The sequence below is a fragment of the Sphingomonas sp. genome, assembly GCF_965200135.1.
Classification (GTDB): Bacteria; Pseudomonadota; Alphaproteobacteria; order Sphingomonadales; family Sphingomonadaceae; genus Sphingomonas.
In genome coordinates this window covers 368,773-382,091 of record NZ_CBDATK010000006.1, presented here as the reverse complement: position 1 = coordinate 382,091, position 13,319 = coordinate 368,773, and the positions used below count along the sequence as shown (strand labels likewise).

The following is a 13,319-nucleotide window of genomic DNA, read 5'->3' as shown; positions in this document are numbered from 1 at the left end:
AGCCTAACAATGCCAAACCCGGTTACGCCGACGATCAACAGGAGACCGATCAAAATCGGCAGCCGATACTTCGCGACGACGCGGAGCAGCGGCTCCAACTGATCAAATGTCATATCGCCACCCCGAGCGCTTCGGCGACGGTGAATATATCCTTGTCCCCGCGCCCGCACAGATTGGCGAGAATCACCTGATCCGCCTGCATTTCTCGTGCCTTGCGCGCCACCGCCGCGATCGCGTGGGAGGGTTCGAGCGCGGGGATGATGCCTTCCGTCCGGCACAGCAACTGGAAGGCGTCGAGCGCTTCGACGTCGGTCGCGCTGTCGTACTGCACTCGGCCGATGTCGCGCAGCCAGGCGTGCTCGGGGCCGATGCCGGGATAGTCCAGTCCGGCGCTGATCGAATGCGCCTCCGCGATCTGGCCGTCGTCGTCCTGCAACAGATAGGTCTTGTTGCCGTGGAGCACGCCGGGGAAACCGCCCGCGAGCGACGCAGCGTGTTCCTTGTCCAGCCCGTGCCCCGCCGCCTCGACGCCCAGCATCGCGACGTCCGGATCGTCGAGGAACGGGTGGAACAGCCCGATCGCGTTCGACCCGCCGCCGATCGCGGCGACGAGCAGGTCCGGCAGGCGACCGATCCGCGCGAGCATCTGTTCGCGCGCTTCTTTGCCGATCACCGACTGGAAATCGCGCACCAGCTCCGGATAGGGGTGCGGGCCGGCGGCGGTGCCGATGATGTAGAAGGTGTCGTGGACGTTCGCGACCCAGTCGCGCAGCCCCTCGTTCATCGCATCCTTCAGCGTCCGCGCGCCCGACGTCACCGGGCGGACCTCCGCGCCGAGCAGCTTCATGCGGAACACGTTGGGCTGCTGCCGCTCGATGTCGCGGGCGCCCATGTAGATGACGCAGGGCAGGCCGAACCGCGCGCAGACGGTGGCGGTGGCGACGCCGTGCTGGCCCGCGCCGGTCTCTGCGATGATCCGCGTCTTGCCCATCCGGATCGCGAGCAGGATCTGGCCGACGCAATTGTTGATCTTGTGCGCGCCGGTATGGTTCAGCTCGTCGCGCTTGAACCACACCTGCGCGCCCATCCCCGGCTCAACGCTCGCGCGCAGCGCCTCGGTCAGCCGCTCGGCATAATAGAGCGGGCTGGGACGGCCGACATAGTGTTCGAGCAGGTCGTCGAACTCGGCATGGAACGCCGGGTCCGCCTTGGCCGCGCGATATTCGCGGTCGAGATCGAGGATCAGCGGCATCAGCGTCTCCGCGACGTAGCGGCCGCCGAAGCCGCCGAAATGGCCGCGATCGTCGGGTTGCAGGCGGAAGGAGTTGGGGGCGTTCATCGAGGCTCCTTAGCCCCGCCGTCATCCACGCGAAAGCGGGGACCCGTCGCCGACGCCGGAAGCCGAAGCACCGATTGCGCGGGAAGGACGATCTACGCCCGCGCCACCGCTTTCAGAAACGCGCCGATCAGCCCTGCCTCCTTGATCCCCGGCGCGCTCTCCACCCCCGACGACACATCGACCAGCGTCGCGCCCGTCCGCTGGATCGCCTCGCCGACGTTGCCCACGTCCAGTCCACCCGACAGCGCCCACGGCAGCGGATGATGGAAGCCGTCGAGCAGCGTCCAGTCGAACCGCACGCCCATGCCGCCCGGCAAGGCCGCGCCCGGCGGCGTCTTGGCGTCGTAGAGGATGCGATCCGCCGCGCCGGTGAAACCACGCGCGGCATCGAGATCGGCGCGCGTCTTGACCGGCACGGCAGCCCACACGTCGCGCCCGAACCGAGCCCGGATCGCGGCGGCGCGAGCAGCTGCGACGTTGTGCAGCTGGAGCGCATCCAGCCCGGCGACCTCGACCGCCTGTTCCAGCAGCGCGTCGTCGGGATCGACGAACACGCCGACCTTGGCGACATGGCCGGGCACCCGCGCGCCCAGCTCTGCGGCGCGCTTGAAGCTCAGGTGACGCGGCGAGGGCGGGAAGAACACGAACCCGACATGGCTCGCCCCGCCCGCGATCGCGGCATCGAGCGTCTCGGGTGTGGAGAGACCGCAGATCTTGGCGGTGATGGGCATGGCGGCGCTATAGGGGGACCGCATGGCCGAGGGAACCGCGCATCGCATCGCCGTGATCGGCAGCCCCGGCGGCGGCAAGTCGACGCTGGCGACCGCGCTCGCCCGCGCGGCCGGGGTGCCGCTGATCCATCTCGATCGCATCTACTGGGCGCCGGGATGGGAGGCGCCCGACGATGCCGCGTGGCGGGCCTCGAACGCGACGATTGTCGCCGGGGAAGAGTGGGTGATCGACGGCAATTACAGCAGCACGCTGGGGGATCGGCTGGCCCGCGCGACGCTGGTGATCTGGCTCGACCTGCCGACCGTCGCCTGCCTGGCCGGGGTGCTGCGGCGCAGTTTCCACTATCGCCGCGGTGGACGTCCCGACATGATGGACGACTGCCCGGAGCGGCTCGATCGCGCGTACCTGACTTTCCTGCACGATGTCGCGACTTTCCGTCGCCGCCAGCGCGTCGGCCTCGTCAGGGCGCTGGCGGCGAGTAGGGTGCCGGTTGTGCACCTGGCCTCGACCGCCGCCCGGCGCACGTTCCTGCGAAACGTCGACGCCGAGTGCGCTCACGGCATCGCCAGGCTTGCGAGTTCGCGTATCGAGATGCCGTAGGTCGTGCAGATGTGCGCGCGTAGCCGCTGCTTCTCGCCCGCCATCGCGAGATATGCCTGCTCTTCGGCTGCTTCCGCGCGAAGGTCGATGGTAAAAGCATCCGGCACCATCGCTTCCCATGTCAGATTGTGTGCCGCCGCCGCGCGACGGACGGCGGCGACTAGGAGTTGACCGTCCTGATGTGTTTTCACTCGCATCGACCGCCAACGCCTCAGCGTGCGGCAAGTGCCGGGTCTACAGCGTCGCCTCGATCGCCCGCGCGGCGGCGTCGGGGTCGTCGGCGCCGGTGATCGGGCGGCCGACGACCAGGATGGAGGCGCCGGCGTCGACCGCCTGGCGCGGGGTGACGGCGCGCTTCTGGTCGCCGAGCTGGGCACCGGTGGGGCGGACGCCGGGGACGACGAAGAAGCCTTTCGGCCACAGCGCCTTGGCGGCGGCGACCTCCGCGCCGGAACAGACGATGCCGTCCAGCCCCGCTTCGCGCGCCAGTTCGGTCAGGCGCACGACCTGGTCATGAGCGCTGCCGCCGATGCCGGTCGCGGCGAGATCCTGCGCGTCGAGCGAGGTCAGCATGGTGACGCCGACCACCTTCGTCGCGGGCGGGGCGGCGGCCTTGGCATCCTCCAGCATCGCGCGGCCGCCGGCGGCGTGGACAGTCAGGACCGCAGGCTCCAGCGCGCCCAGCGCCTGCACCGCCTTGGCGACGGTGTTGGGGATGTCGTGGAGCTTCAGGTCGAGGAAGATCGGCAGCCCCAGATGCGCCATCTCGCGCACGCCGCCCGCGCCGTTGGCGGCGAAGAATTCCAGCCCCAGCTTGATCCCGCCGACATGGTGGCGGATCTTGCTCGCCAGATCGCGGGCGCGCGCGAGGTCGGGCGTGTCGAGCGCGACGTAGAGGCGGCTGGTCACGGCTGGACCGTGGCATAGGATGTGGCCGTCGGGACGGTCGTGGTGGGCTCGGTCGGGATGCTGACGCGCAACGCCTCGACCGTGCGCTCGGTCGTCTGCAGCCGTTGCTTCAGCCGCCAGCGCGCGGTGCGGTGATACAACCACATCGGCACCAGCCCCGCCAGGAACGTCACGAGCAACAGGAAGGGCAGGTTCACCTGCGCGATCAGCCCGCCCCACAACTGGATGTCGACCGTCGTCCAGTTACCGAAGGTGAACACGGCGGCCATGAACGCGAGCAGGCACCAGAACAGGTATTTCAGGAACTGCATGGGGGGAGGCTAATGGCTTTGGACGACGTTGACCAGCCAATCCTCCCCGGCACGGGGAGGGGGACCGCGCCGCGGCGCGGCGGGGTGGAGGGGGCGGGCGGCAGGCGGTGTGCTCGCGGTAATCCCCCTCCGTCAGTGCTGCGCGCGGCTACCCCCCCGTGTCGGGGAGGATCTCAGCCGATCTCCGCGCGCAGGCTGGCGATCAGCGCGGCGACGGCGGTCAGCCGCCCCTCCTCCTCGTCCAGGATCGCGCGAAAGATGCGGCGCTTGATCGCCGCCACCCGCCCCGCCGGCAGCCGCTTCGGCGCGGTCGAGACGGTGATGTCGATCAGCCGCTCCGCCCCGTGCAGCCGCCCCCATAGATAGTCGTTCTCGCGATAGGCGCGGCTGAAGAACGCGCCGAAATTGTTGAACTGGATGCCCTTCAGCGTCGCCTCCGCCCCGCCCGCGCGGATCGAGGTGGCGTCGTCGGGCGCGATGCGGTCGACCTTGATCGCGTCGAACTCGTCCAGCCCCTCGCCCTGCAACAGCGGCAGCGTCGCCACGTCGAACCAGGGAAAGCCAAGATACGCGAGCAGCAAAGGTCGCCGCTGCGCCGGGAGCAGGTCCGCCAGCGTCACGGCCAGCGCCGCGTCGGTGTCCGCATCCAGCCCGGCCAGGTCGAGCGACGTCGCGAGTCCCGCCGCCAGCGCCGACCAGTCGGGCCGGGGACCGCGCGCCAGCGGCCGGACGGTGGCGTGCGCCTCCGGGCGGCGGCGGTCGAGATAGCGCGCGAGCGCGGCATAGATCGCGTCGCGGACCGGGGTGAGCGCCGTCTCTTCGCCGCTCCCCTCCAGATCAGCGACCCGGCGCGCGAGCAGCCGCAGGCGGCGGATACGGAAGTTGAGGTCGAACCCGCGCAGCGCCGCCACCGTGTCCTCGCCGCCCAGCGTAGCCCGGACGCCGTCGACAAAGGCCGATGCCGGGCGCCGGCCGTTCACCGCCGCCAGCAGCTCCGCGAGCATGTCCGCCATGCCCGCCAGCTTGAGGTGGAGATAGGCGGCATGCGCATAGCCGGCCTCCGCCACCGCCGCCTCGTGCGCGCGGCGACGCCACGCCATCAGTCGCGCCGGGGTGGGCCGCTCCGTATCCAGCCGGTCGCCGAACAGCGCCGCGACCTGCGCTTCGACCGTCGGACGGATCGCGGCGACGATGCCGCGCAGCCGTTCGGTATGCGCGGAACGCGCGGCGATCGCCTCCAGATTGTCGCGGATAGGCTGTTGCCGGGGCAGGTCGCTGAGCGCGCCGAGGATCGTCTGGAACCAGCCTGGCGGTCCATCGCGGCCGGTCAGGTGCAGCTTGTTGCGTGGCGACGGGTCGACATAGACGAAGCGACGGTCGACCGCGCGCTTGGCGGGACGCTGACGCAGCGCCTCGATCGCCGGGCGAAAGGGCGCGTTGGCGAGGACGGAGCCGTCGATCAGCACCGCCTGGTCCGCCGTCCCCGCCGCCGCCGCGCGCGGCAGGATGCGCGCCAGGAACCCGCGTCGTCCCGGCCACGCGCGGCGGCGCGCCTTCAATACCTCGTCCAGCTCGCCGACGCAGAACGGCGGAAACGCACCGGGGAAGCTCGACGTCGCGCGCGCGGCAAAGGCGAGTTCGGGCAGCGCCGCCAGCGTGTCGACCGGCACGCCGCCGTCGGTGAACGCGACCACGACGCGATGCTCGGTCTCGACCACCTCGGGCGGCGAGTTGAGCCGGAGCCGCTCGGGGTGGCCCGTGAAATCGGTGACGGTGACGAACAGGTCGAGCGGCTGGCCGGCAGGCAGCAGCCTCGGCCCGCGCGGTGATGTCGCCATGGCGTCGAGCGCGTCGAGCAGCAGCGCGGTGAACGCCCCGCCCGCGAACGGCGGCTCGAACCAGCGCGAGCGGACGAGATGCGACAGCTTCGCGCGCACCTCGTCGCGGGTGTTGTCGTCCAGTTGCTCCAGCTTGTCAGCGCTGCGCCCCGCCGCCATCCACGCGATCGGCATCGCCCACATCTTCGAAAAGCGCGAACCCGGCGCGGCGGCGGGGTCGATCAGCGCCTCGACGTCCGCCGATCGCAGCCACAGGTCGGTGAGCGGATCGAGGCTCTGCCCGGTGGCGATCGCCTGCGCCAGAAAGATGCCGTTGATCCCGCCCGCCGACGCGCCGGCGATGATGTCGGGCAGGACGCGGACGCGGACCCCGGCGTGGCGTTCCAGCTCGTCGAGCAGCAGGTGATAGACGCCCTGACTGCCGGCCCCCGGCGAGGCGCCGTCATGCCGCGCGCGGCTCGCGGCGGCGAGGTGCCACACCTCCTTGGTGATACCATGCATGTAGACCGCAAGGCTGACGCCGCCGTAGCAGACCAGCGCAAGACGAAGTTCCTGTTCGCGCATTCAGGCGGCGACCTCCAGCTCCGCCCAGATCGGCAGGTGGTCCGACGCCCGCCGCGCGGCATCGGTCATGTGAACGCCCGCGCCGACCACGCGCAGGTCGGACGACGTCATGATCCGGTCGAGGCGCCCGATCGGCCGGCTGGCATGGAACGACGGCCCGGTCGGCGCCATCCGATAGGCGCGTGCGAAATCGCGCAAACAGCCGCCGCCGGCGGTCCATTCGTTGAGGTCGCCCATCAGCACCGTCGCGCGCCGCTCCGCCGCGGCGTCGACATGCGCCATCACCGCCGCCGCCTGCCGCCGCCGCCACAGCCCCGACAGGTCGAGGTGCATGCCGACGACGCGCAGCCGCTCGCCGCCCGGCAGCGTCAAGTCGGCGGTCACCGCGCCGCGCGGTTCCAGCGAGGGCAGGTGGATCGGCGCGCACCAGTCGATCGTCGCCGCCTTGCGGACCAGGATCGCGTTGCCGTGCCACCCCATCGACGCCGCGCGCATCCCGAACGGCACCGCTTTCCAGTCGGAGCCGTCGAGGAGATGGGACGGGATGACGCCGGCGCGGGTGCCGAAGCGTCGATCCGCCTCCTGCAACGCGATCACGTCCGCGCCGATCTCGCCGAGCACGTCGAGGATGCGCTCCGGCGACCGCTTGCGGTCCGATCCGATGCCCTTGTGGATATTGTAGCTAGCGACCTTCATCCCCGCGCCCCAACGCGGCGGGAACGACAGTGGTTGCGTGGTGCCGGTTGCAGGAATTGAACCCGCGACCTTCGGTTTACAAAACCGCTGCTCTACCAGCTGAGCTAAACCGGCGTCCGCTGCGCCCCATGCGCGAGCCCGCGCGGAAAAGCTAGCGGCGGGCGGCGGCGAAGACGTCCGACAGCATCGCCGGTCCGGCCTGTTTCTTCGGCGAGGCCGCGCGCTCGGCGTAGCGGAGCGCCAGCACCAGCGCCATCCAGCCCTCGCCCGCCGGGGTTGCGTAGTGCGATTGCGACACCTCCCAGTCGACCGGCACCGGCGCGACCTGACGATCCTCGGTACGCGCGCAGTTCTCGGGCGGGGACGTGACCAGATACTCGCGACAGCCGAGCGGCCGGTCGGGGTGGATCGAGCACGCCTCGTCCTCCAGGAACGGACAGGCGATCCGCAGACGCAGATAGTCCAGCCCTTCCTCGCGCGCGGTCAGGCCGGCGGTGTCGCGGATGCGGTCGAGCAACCCCGCCGCGTCCAGCGTCGCCAGCGCCGCCGCGAACCGCGCGCGCACGACGGCACGGCGCGGCGGCGGCATCGCGGCGACCACCCGCGCGAGGTGGCGCGCCTCCGTCCCCGATACCGGCACCATCTGGCGACAGCAGGCGGCACACCCCATCCGGCACGAGATCGGCTTGCCCTCGCGCGCCGTCCGCGCGGCGGCCCGGTCGGAGAACAGGCTGCTCAGCCCCTGCAACACCGGCAGCATCGCCTCGCCCGTGGTGCGCCCCGCCGGCACGGTGATCGCGAGGGTCAGCGGTTCGCCGCCCGCGCTCATCTTGACCTCGGCGGTGACGAGGTCGCGGTGTGCGGACGGATCGACCGACAGGTGGACGGTCGGCGCGCTCATGGTCGCTCGCCCCACGCACGCCGCGTCGCCGGCTTCGCGCGATCCCACCAGGCGCGGACGACGACCAGCCGGACACGATCCGGATCGGGGCCGTCGTGGCGGACTAGCAGGCCGGGCCAGTCGGCGTAATGCGGCGTCTGCCAGAAGGTCGCGGGATCGGTCTCCATCAGCACCGCCTTCTCCTCGTGCGGGCTGCGGACGTGAAAACTGCCGGGCTCGCTGCCGGTCGAGACGAACGCCTTGCCGTCGACCTTGACCGCGGGCTGACGATACGAGGTCGACGCCTCGGTGCCGGGCAGCGTCAGCGCGAACGCCTCGACGGCCGCCCAGTCATCCATCGCGCCCCTCCCGCAACCGCCGCCACCCGGCCATCCGTTCGGCCACCGCCGCCTCGAAACCGCGGTCGGTCGGCTTGTAATAGGTCTGCGCGTCCATCTCCTCGGGCCAATAGTCGGCCGCCGAGAATGCGTCGGGCGCGTCGTGGTCATAGGCATAGCCCTTGCCATAGCCGAGGTCGCGCATCAGCCGGGTAGGGGCACCCAGGATATGCTTGGGCGGGCTGAGCGAGCCATGCTCCTTCGCGCTCGCCCACGCCGCCTTTTGCGCGACATAGACGCGGTTCGATTTGGGCGCGGTCGCGAGATACAGGCACGCCTGCGCGATCGCGAGTTCGCCTTCGGGCGAGCCGAGGAAGTCGTAGGCGTCCTTGGCGAGCAGGCATTGCTGCAACGCCTGCGGATCGGCGAGGCCGACGTCCTCGACCGCCGCGCGGGTCAGGCGACGGAGCACGTAGAGCGGTTCCTCACCGGCAGTCAGCATTCGCGCGAGGTAATAGAGCGCTGCCTGCGGGTCGGACCCCCGGATCGACTTGTGGAGCGCGGAGATGACGCCGTAATGCCCCTCGCGGTCCTTGTCGTAGACCGCGACGCGGCGCTGGAGGAACCCGCCCAGCCCGGCCGGATCGAGCGGGGCGTCCAGCCCGGCGGCGAGCAGCGTCTCCGCCTGGTTGAGCAGGAACCGCCCGTCGCCGTCCGCCGCCGCGATCAGCGCGTCGCGCGCCTGAACGTCGAGCGGCAGCGGTCCCGCCGTCGCCTCGGCGCGGGCGAGCAGATCCTCCAGCGCACCATGGTCCAGCCGCCGCAGCACCAGCACCTGCGCGCGGCTGAGCAGCGCGGCGTTCAGCTCGAACGACGGGTTCTCGGTGGTGGCGCCGACCAGCGTCACCGTGCCGTCCTCGACGAACGGCAGGAAACCGTCCTGCTGCGCGCGGTTGAAGCGGTGGATCTCGTCCACGAACAGCAGCGTCTTCTGCCCCATCTTCGCCGCGTCGCGCGCCTCCGCGAACACGCGCTTGAGGTCCGCGACCCCCGAGAACACCGCGGAGATCGCCACGAAGCGCAGCCCCACCGCGTCCGCGAGTAGCCGCGCGATCGTGGTCTTGCCGGTGCCCGGCGGCCCCCACAGGATCAGCGACGACAGCCGCCCCGCCGCCACCATCCGACCGATCGCGCCGTGGTCGCCGGTGAGATGCGACTGACCGACGACATCGTCCAGCCGTTGCGGACGCAGCCGGTCGGCGAGCGGCGCGTCGGGCGGCGGCGCGCTCGGGGCAGGGGGCGGGTCGAACGCGGCGAACAGGTCGGCCATGGCGCGCAGATAGGCGCATGGGCAGCCCGTCGCCAGCCGTCGTACCGGGTCAGCGGCCAAAATCAGGTGAGTTAAAAAATATTCGAAGATATATCTTGACGTCACACAGTCAAGATATATCTTGAGCGCATCACGATACACATAGGAGATATCATGTTTCGTTTTACACACAGCGGCGGTGGCCGCGAACAGGGCTGCGGCCCGCGCGGTCGGCGGCCGGAGTTCGATCCGGAGCGCTTCTTCCATTGGGTCGAACGCCTCAACGCCGGCGAGCGCGGGCGCGGCGGCGGGCGGAGCCGCCGGATGTTCGACGGCGGCGAGCTGCGGCTCGTCCTGCTGAAGCTGATCGCCGACGAACCGCGTCACGGCTACGACCTGATCCGCGCGATCGAGGAACTGACCGGTGGCGGCTATGCGCCGAGCCCGGGTGTTGTCTATCCGACGCTGACGCTGCTCGACGAGATGGGCCAGATCGAGGAGCAGGCGAGCGAAGGCGCGAAGAAGCGTTTCGGCGCAACCGAGGCCGGCCGGGCGGAACTCGCCGAAAAGGCCGCGGAGGTCGAAGCGCTGATCGGCCGCCTGACTGCGATCGGCGAGCATCGTGGCCGCGCCGACCAGCAGCCGATCCGGCGCGCCATGGGTAACCTGCGCGAGGCGGTGCGCGGGCGGATGATGCGCGGCGAGATCGGCGAGGATACGCTGCACGACATCGCCGCCCTGCTCGACGAGGTGGCGCAGAAGATCGAGCGGCTCCGGTGAGCGTTTCCGTCGCCCGCGTGCCGACGCAATCGGCCAGCCGCTACCTCCAGCAGCTCGCCAAGCACTGGAGCCACAAGATGACGGTCGTGTTCTCCGAGGAGGAGGGCACGATCGACTTTCCCAACGGCGCCCGGCTGGCGATGCGCGCGGACAGCGAGACGCTGGACGTGGAGCTTACGGTGCCCGAGACGGAGGACGCCGGGCGGATGCGCGAGGTGGTGTCCAGCCACCTCGATCGCTTCGCCTTCCGCGAGGCGCCGCTGACGTTCGACTGGCGGTGATCGCCGGTGACCGGCGTCGCTATGCGCGGGCGGCGCCGGCCACTTCCAGATACGTATCGACCACCCGCTGGTTGACCACCTCCCAGCGATAGCCCGCCGCCTTGCGATGCCCAGCCTCGCCAAGCGCCGCACGCAGCCCCGGCTCCGCGACGATCCGCCCGATCGCGTCGGCATAGGCGGCGCAGTCGCGAGGCGGGACCAGGAAGCCGGTCTCGCCCTCGTCGACGAGGTCGACCGCGCCCGTCGCGCGCGCGGCGACGACGGGGACGCCCGCCGCCATCGCCTCCAGCGTCACGTTGCCGAAGGTCTCGGTGACGCTGGGGTTGAAGAACACGTCCATCGACGCGACCGCGCGGCCGAGGTCGTCGCCCGACTGGAACCCCGCGAACACCGCCTCGGGCGCTTCCGCCTCGAACGCCGCGCGCGCGGGACCCTCGCCGACCACCAGCGCCTTGTGCGGCACGCCACGGCGACGCAGTTCGGCGAGTACCTGCGCGAAGACGTCCAGCCCCTTTTCCTTCACCAGCCGGCCGAGGAAGCCGACCGCGACCTCGTCGTCGCCGATCCCCAGCGACCGCCGCCACGCGGGATCGCGTCGCCCCGGCCGGAACCGGTCGTGATCGATCCCGCGCGACCAGATCGGCGTCGGCGTCGTCACGCCCCAGCCGCGCAGGATCGCCGCCATCGATTCACCCGGCGGCATGACGCGATCGACCCGATTGTAGAAGCGCTTCTGGAGCGCGACCAGCAGCGGCGCGGTGAAGCCGATGTGATAATACCGCATATAGGTGTCGAACCGGGTGTGCAGCGACGCCACCCGCCCGATCCCGCGCGCCCGCGCCCAGGTGACGGCGCGGTGGCCCAGGATGTCGGGCGCCGACAGGTGGACGACGTTGGGCGCGAACGCTTCCAGGTCGGCGCGGATCGTGTCGGGCAGCCCGGTCGCCAGCCGATACTCGTCGCGCCCGCCGGGGATCGGTACCGACGGCACGCTGACTAGGTCGCCGGTCGGCGCGAAGGCGGGCTTGGCGATCGTCGGCGCATAGACGCGGACGGCGGCGCCCTGGCTCAACAGATGCCCGACGAGCAGGTTCAGCGCCTGCGTCGGCCCATCGCGCGTGTAATTGTAGTTGCCGCTGAACAGCGCGACACGGAGGTCGGAGGCGAGCATGGGGCGCGATAGCGGGACAGAGGCGGCTTGGCTATCGCGGGGAAAGCGGGGGCGGGGTCAGCATCACCGCCACCGGCCGGCGCCGGATGCGAAAGCCCAGCCGCTCGTACAGGCCGATCGCGCCGACGTTGTGGGCGAAGGTATGAAGGAACGGCTGATCGCCCGCCGCCATGATCGCCGCCGCCACCGTGGCGATCAGCCGCGCCGCGTGGCCGGCACCGCGATGATCGGGGTGGGTGCAGACCGCGCTGACCTCGACATGGCCGTCGACGCGCAGCCGTGTCCCCGTCATGGCAACCAGCCTCCCGCCGGCACGGATACCCACGAACCCGCCGAGTTCGTGGGTGCGCGCGAGGAAGGGGCCCGGACGGGTCAGCGTCGCCAGCGCCAGCATCTCGGCCGCATCGACATCGCCGAGCGGGACGATCGGCGCGCCGTCCGGCGGCGTCGAGATAGTATCGGCGACCATCTGGACCATCGGCTCGGCCACGACCGACGTGTCGGGACGCGGCGGCGGAACTGCGGCATCCTCGAACAGGATCAGCGGCGAACCGTCCGCCATGAAGCCGGCAAGCGCCTCGCCGTCGGCGGGCTGCGCGGCGGCGGCGAACAGCCCGATCGCCGGATCGATCCGCAATGCCCGACCGCCTCCTAACGCAAGGTGAGCCTGCCGCCCCGTCAGCGCGGACCAGATCGGACGATCGAGCGGGTGCGGCATCAGCCCGCTCCGGTCGGGCGCGTGGGGGACCGGCCGCGACGAACCGCGATTCTCATGGCAGTATCCACCGTACCGGCAATAGATAGGTCGATGGCAGCGGCTTGCCGTCGGCATCCCTGGCGGGCCTGAACCTGATCCGCATCGCTGCCTTGCAGGTGCCGTCGTTCAGCGCTGGCCCGGCGGACGAGACGATGTGGCAACGCTCGACCGTGCCGGCAGGGGTGGTGTTGAGCAGGGCGATGACGCGACCGTAGATGCCCTGCCGAAGCGCCTCGCGCGGGTAGGAGTCGGGGCCGAAATACTGCGCTGGATTGCCTTCGAGCTGCGTCGCGGTCCGGCTTGCCACGTCTGGGTCGATGCCCCAGCTGCGCTTCAGATCGACGATGCAGCTCTGCAACGCGGTGCGGGCGTTGGCCGGACGCACGATCCGGAAGGACAGGTTTACCGGTCTTGCCTCGATCGCCAGCGTATCGCCGTCCTGCAAGTGCTCCAGGACGGTGCGGTCGGTCGTCAGCCGGGTGATCCGACTCCTGCTGGCGGCCGCCCACACAGAGTAGTAGCGGCCCGTGATCTCCTGTCCTTCCCGCCCGATGCGGGCGGTGTAGTTTCCCTGGTATTGCCGCTGCGACGTGTCGTCGGTGATGACGTAGAGTTCCATCGAGTCGAGATCGAGCAGAGGCTGGAAGACCAGCATCACCTTTTTCTCTCCGACCGGGAAACTGCGCTGCAGAAGGCACATGTTCTCGCTGACGTTGACCACCCATGGCCCGACGGACGTCAATACCGGGGGCGGGGCGGCGGCGGCGAGCAGCAAGGGCAGCAGCGGCATCGGCGGTCTCCGGTTCGTCGGCCG

At 70.6% G+C, this 13,319-nt stretch carries 16 protein-coding genes and 1 tRNA gene; 3 read left to right on the top strand and 14 right to left on the bottom strand.

Features of this window, described 5'->3' with window-relative positions:
- Positions 1 to 109: 109 nt before the first annotated feature.
- A complete protein-coding gene (trpB, locus tag ACOFKS_RS06575; protein ID WP_419808441.1) occupies positions 110 to 1,339 on the bottom strand; it encodes a tryptophan synthase subunit beta in 1,230 nt (409 codons plus the stop codon).
- A 92-nt stretch (positions 1,340 to 1,431) separates the two neighbouring features.
- On the bottom strand, positions 1,432 to 2,070 hold the full coding sequence (locus tag ACOFKS_RS06570) for a phosphoribosylanthranilate isomerase (protein WP_419808440.1): 639 nt from the start codon (positions 2,068 to 2,070) through the stop codon (positions 1,432 to 1,434).
- Between the two features lie 22 nt (positions 2,071 to 2,092).
- On the opposite strand from ACOFKS_RS06570, the gene ACOFKS_RS06565 reads away from it, so the two are divergent.
- On the top strand, positions 2,093 to 2,671 hold the full coding sequence (locus ACOFKS_RS06565; protein ID WP_419808439.1) for a topology modulation protein: 579 nt from the start codon (positions 2,093 to 2,095) through the stop codon (positions 2,669 to 2,671).
- Here ACOFKS_RS06565 and ACOFKS_RS06560 read toward each other — a convergent pair.
- From ACOFKS_RS06560 to ACOFKS_RS06520, 9 genes are all read right to left on the bottom strand, one after another.
- Positions 2,626 to 2,868 carry a hypothetical protein gene (locus tag ACOFKS_RS06560; protein WP_419808438.1) on the bottom strand — a complete coding sequence of 81 codons (243 nt, stop codon included), beginning with the start codon at positions 2,866 to 2,868 and terminating at the stop codon, positions 2,626 to 2,628. The genes ACOFKS_RS06565 and ACOFKS_RS06560 overlap by 46 nt on opposite strands.
- A 37-nt stretch (positions 2,869 to 2,905) precedes the next feature.
- The gene (gene pyrF / locus ACOFKS_RS06555) at positions 2,906 to 3,580 is read right to left on the bottom strand and encodes an orotidine-5'-phosphate decarboxylase (protein ID WP_419808437.1); all 675 of its coding nucleotides are present in this window, start codon (positions 3,578 to 3,580) and stop codon (positions 2,906 to 2,908) included.
- Positions 3,577 to 3,891 (bottom strand): lipopolysaccharide assembly protein LapA domain-containing protein, encoded by a 315-nt coding sequence (locus tag ACOFKS_RS06550; protein ID WP_419808436.1) that lies wholly within the window; start codon positions 3,889 to 3,891, stop codon positions 3,577 to 3,579. The genes pyrF and ACOFKS_RS06550 overlap by 4 nt, the downstream gene beginning before the upstream one ends.
- A 173-nt stretch (positions 3,892 to 4,064) precedes the next feature.
- Positions 4,065 to 6,293, bottom strand: coding sequence for a patatin-like protein (locus tag ACOFKS_RS06545; protein WP_419808435.1), 2,229 nt, complete (start codon positions 6,291 to 6,293; stop codon positions 4,065 to 4,067).
- Positions 6,294 to 6,989: an endonuclease/exonuclease/phosphatase family protein gene (locus ACOFKS_RS06540; RefSeq protein WP_419808434.1), complete on the bottom strand. Its 696-nt coding sequence runs from the start codon at positions 6,987 to 6,989 to the stop codon at positions 6,294 to 6,296. It abuts the gene before it with no gap.
- Between the two features lie 38 nt (positions 6,990 to 7,027).
- Positions 7,028 to 7,103: transfer RNA gene (locus tag ACOFKS_RS06535), tRNA-Thr, on the bottom strand.
- 37 nt (positions 7,104 to 7,140) lie between these two features.
- A complete protein-coding gene (locus ACOFKS_RS06530; protein WP_419808433.1) occupies positions 7,141 to 7,890 on the bottom strand; it encodes a YkgJ family cysteine cluster protein in 750 nt (249 codons plus the stop codon).
- Complete coding sequence (locus ACOFKS_RS06525) at positions 7,887 to 8,228, bottom strand: MmcQ/YjbR family DNA-binding protein (RefSeq protein ID WP_419808432.1); 342 nt, start codon at positions 8,226 to 8,228, stop codon at positions 7,887 to 7,889. The genes ACOFKS_RS06530 and ACOFKS_RS06525 overlap by 4 nt, the downstream gene beginning before the upstream one ends.
- The gene (locus tag ACOFKS_RS06520; protein WP_419808431.1) at positions 8,221 to 9,537 is read right to left on the bottom strand and encodes a replication-associated recombination protein A; all 1,317 of its coding nucleotides are present in this window, start codon (positions 9,535 to 9,537) and stop codon (positions 8,221 to 8,223) included. The genes ACOFKS_RS06525 and ACOFKS_RS06520 overlap by 8 nt, the downstream gene beginning before the upstream one ends.
- Before the next feature lie 153 nt (positions 9,538 to 9,690).
- Here ACOFKS_RS06520 and ACOFKS_RS06515 point away from each other — a divergent pair, with 153 nt between their 5' ends.
- Positions 9,691 to 10,296: a PadR family transcriptional regulator gene (locus ACOFKS_RS06515; RefSeq protein WP_419808430.1), complete on the top strand. Its 606-nt coding sequence runs from the start codon at positions 9,691 to 9,693 to the stop codon at positions 10,294 to 10,296.
- Positions 10,293 to 10,577 (top strand): DUF2218 domain-containing protein, encoded by a 285-nt coding sequence (locus ACOFKS_RS06510; protein ID WP_419808429.1) that lies wholly within the window; start codon positions 10,293 to 10,295, stop codon positions 10,575 to 10,577. Before ACOFKS_RS06515 ends, ACOFKS_RS06510 begins: the two co-directional genes overlap by 4 nt.
- A 19-nt stretch (positions 10,578 to 10,596) precedes the next feature.
- Here ACOFKS_RS06510 and ACOFKS_RS06505 read toward each other — a convergent pair whose 3' ends face one another.
- The 3 genes from ACOFKS_RS06505 to ACOFKS_RS06495 are packed head-to-tail and all read right to left on the bottom strand — an operon-like array spanning position 10,597 to position 13,295.
- The gene (locus ACOFKS_RS06505; protein ID WP_419808428.1) at positions 10,597 to 11,748 is read right to left on the bottom strand and encodes a glycosyltransferase family 4 protein; all 1,152 of its coding nucleotides are present in this window, start codon (positions 11,746 to 11,748) and stop codon (positions 10,597 to 10,599) included.
- A 31-nt stretch (positions 11,749 to 11,779) separates the two neighbouring features.
- Positions 11,780 to 12,466: a GNAT family N-acetyltransferase gene (locus ACOFKS_RS06500; protein ID WP_419808427.1), complete on the bottom strand. Its 687-nt coding sequence runs from the start codon at positions 12,464 to 12,466 to the stop codon at positions 11,780 to 11,782.
- 52 nt (positions 12,467 to 12,518) lie between these two features.
- Positions 12,519 to 13,295 carry an energy transducer TonB gene (locus tag ACOFKS_RS06495; protein ID WP_419808426.1) on the bottom strand — a complete coding sequence of 259 codons (777 nt, stop codon included), beginning with the start codon at positions 13,293 to 13,295 and terminating at the stop codon, positions 12,519 to 12,521.
- Positions 13,296 to 13,319 lie beyond the last annotated feature (24 nt).

Coding starts and splice junctions, on each gene's coding strand:
- trpB (WP_419808441.1), bottom strand. CDS start 1,339: ATGAACGCCCCCAACTCCTTCCGCCTGCAACCCGACGATCGCGGCCAT.
- ACOFKS_RS06570 (WP_419808440.1), bottom strand. CDS start 2,070: ATGCCCATCACCGCCAAGATCTGCGGTCTCTCCACACCCGAGACGCTC.
- ACOFKS_RS06565 (WP_419808439.1), top strand. CDS start 2,093: ATGGCCGAGGGAACCGCGCATCGCATCGCCGTGATCGGCAGCCCCGGC.
- ACOFKS_RS06560 (WP_419808438.1), bottom strand. CDS start 2,868: ATGCGAGTGAAAACACATCAGGACGGTCAACTCCTAGTCGCCGCCGTC.
- ACOFKS_RS06550 (WP_419808436.1), bottom strand. CDS start 3,891: ATGCAGTTCCTGAAATACCTGTTCTGGTGCCTGCTCGCGTTCATGGCC.
- ACOFKS_RS06545 (WP_419808435.1), bottom strand. CDS start 6,293: ATGCGCGAACAGGAACTTCGTCTTGCGCTGGTCTGCTACGGCGGCGTC.
- ACOFKS_RS06540 (WP_419808434.1), bottom strand. CDS start 6,989: ATGAAGGTCGCTAGCTACAATATCCACAAGGGCATCGGATCGGACCGC.
- ACOFKS_RS06530 (WP_419808433.1), bottom strand. CDS start 7,890: ATGAGCGCGCCGACCGTCCACCTGTCGGTCGATCCGTCCGCACACCGC.
- ACOFKS_RS06525 (WP_419808432.1), bottom strand. CDS start 8,228: ATGGATGACTGGGCGGCCGTCGAGGCGTTCGCGCTGACGCTGCCCGGC.
- ACOFKS_RS06520 (WP_419808431.1), bottom strand. CDS start 9,537: ATGGCCGACCTGTTCGCCGCGTTCGACCCGCCCCCTGCCCCGAGCGCG.
- ACOFKS_RS06515 (WP_419808430.1), top strand. CDS start 9,691: ATGTTTCGTTTTACACACAGCGGCGGTGGCCGCGAACAGGGCTGCGGC.
- ACOFKS_RS06505 (WP_419808428.1), bottom strand. CDS start 11,748: ATGCTCGCCTCCGACCTCCGTGTCGCGCTGTTCAGCGGCAACTACAAT.
- ACOFKS_RS06500 (WP_419808427.1), bottom strand. CDS start 12,466: ATGCCGCACCCGCTCGATCGTCCGATCTGGTCCGCGCTGACGGGGCGG.
- ACOFKS_RS06495 (WP_419808426.1), bottom strand. CDS start 13,295: ATGCCGCTGCTGCCCTTGCTGCTCGCCGCCGCCGCCCCGCCCCCGGTA.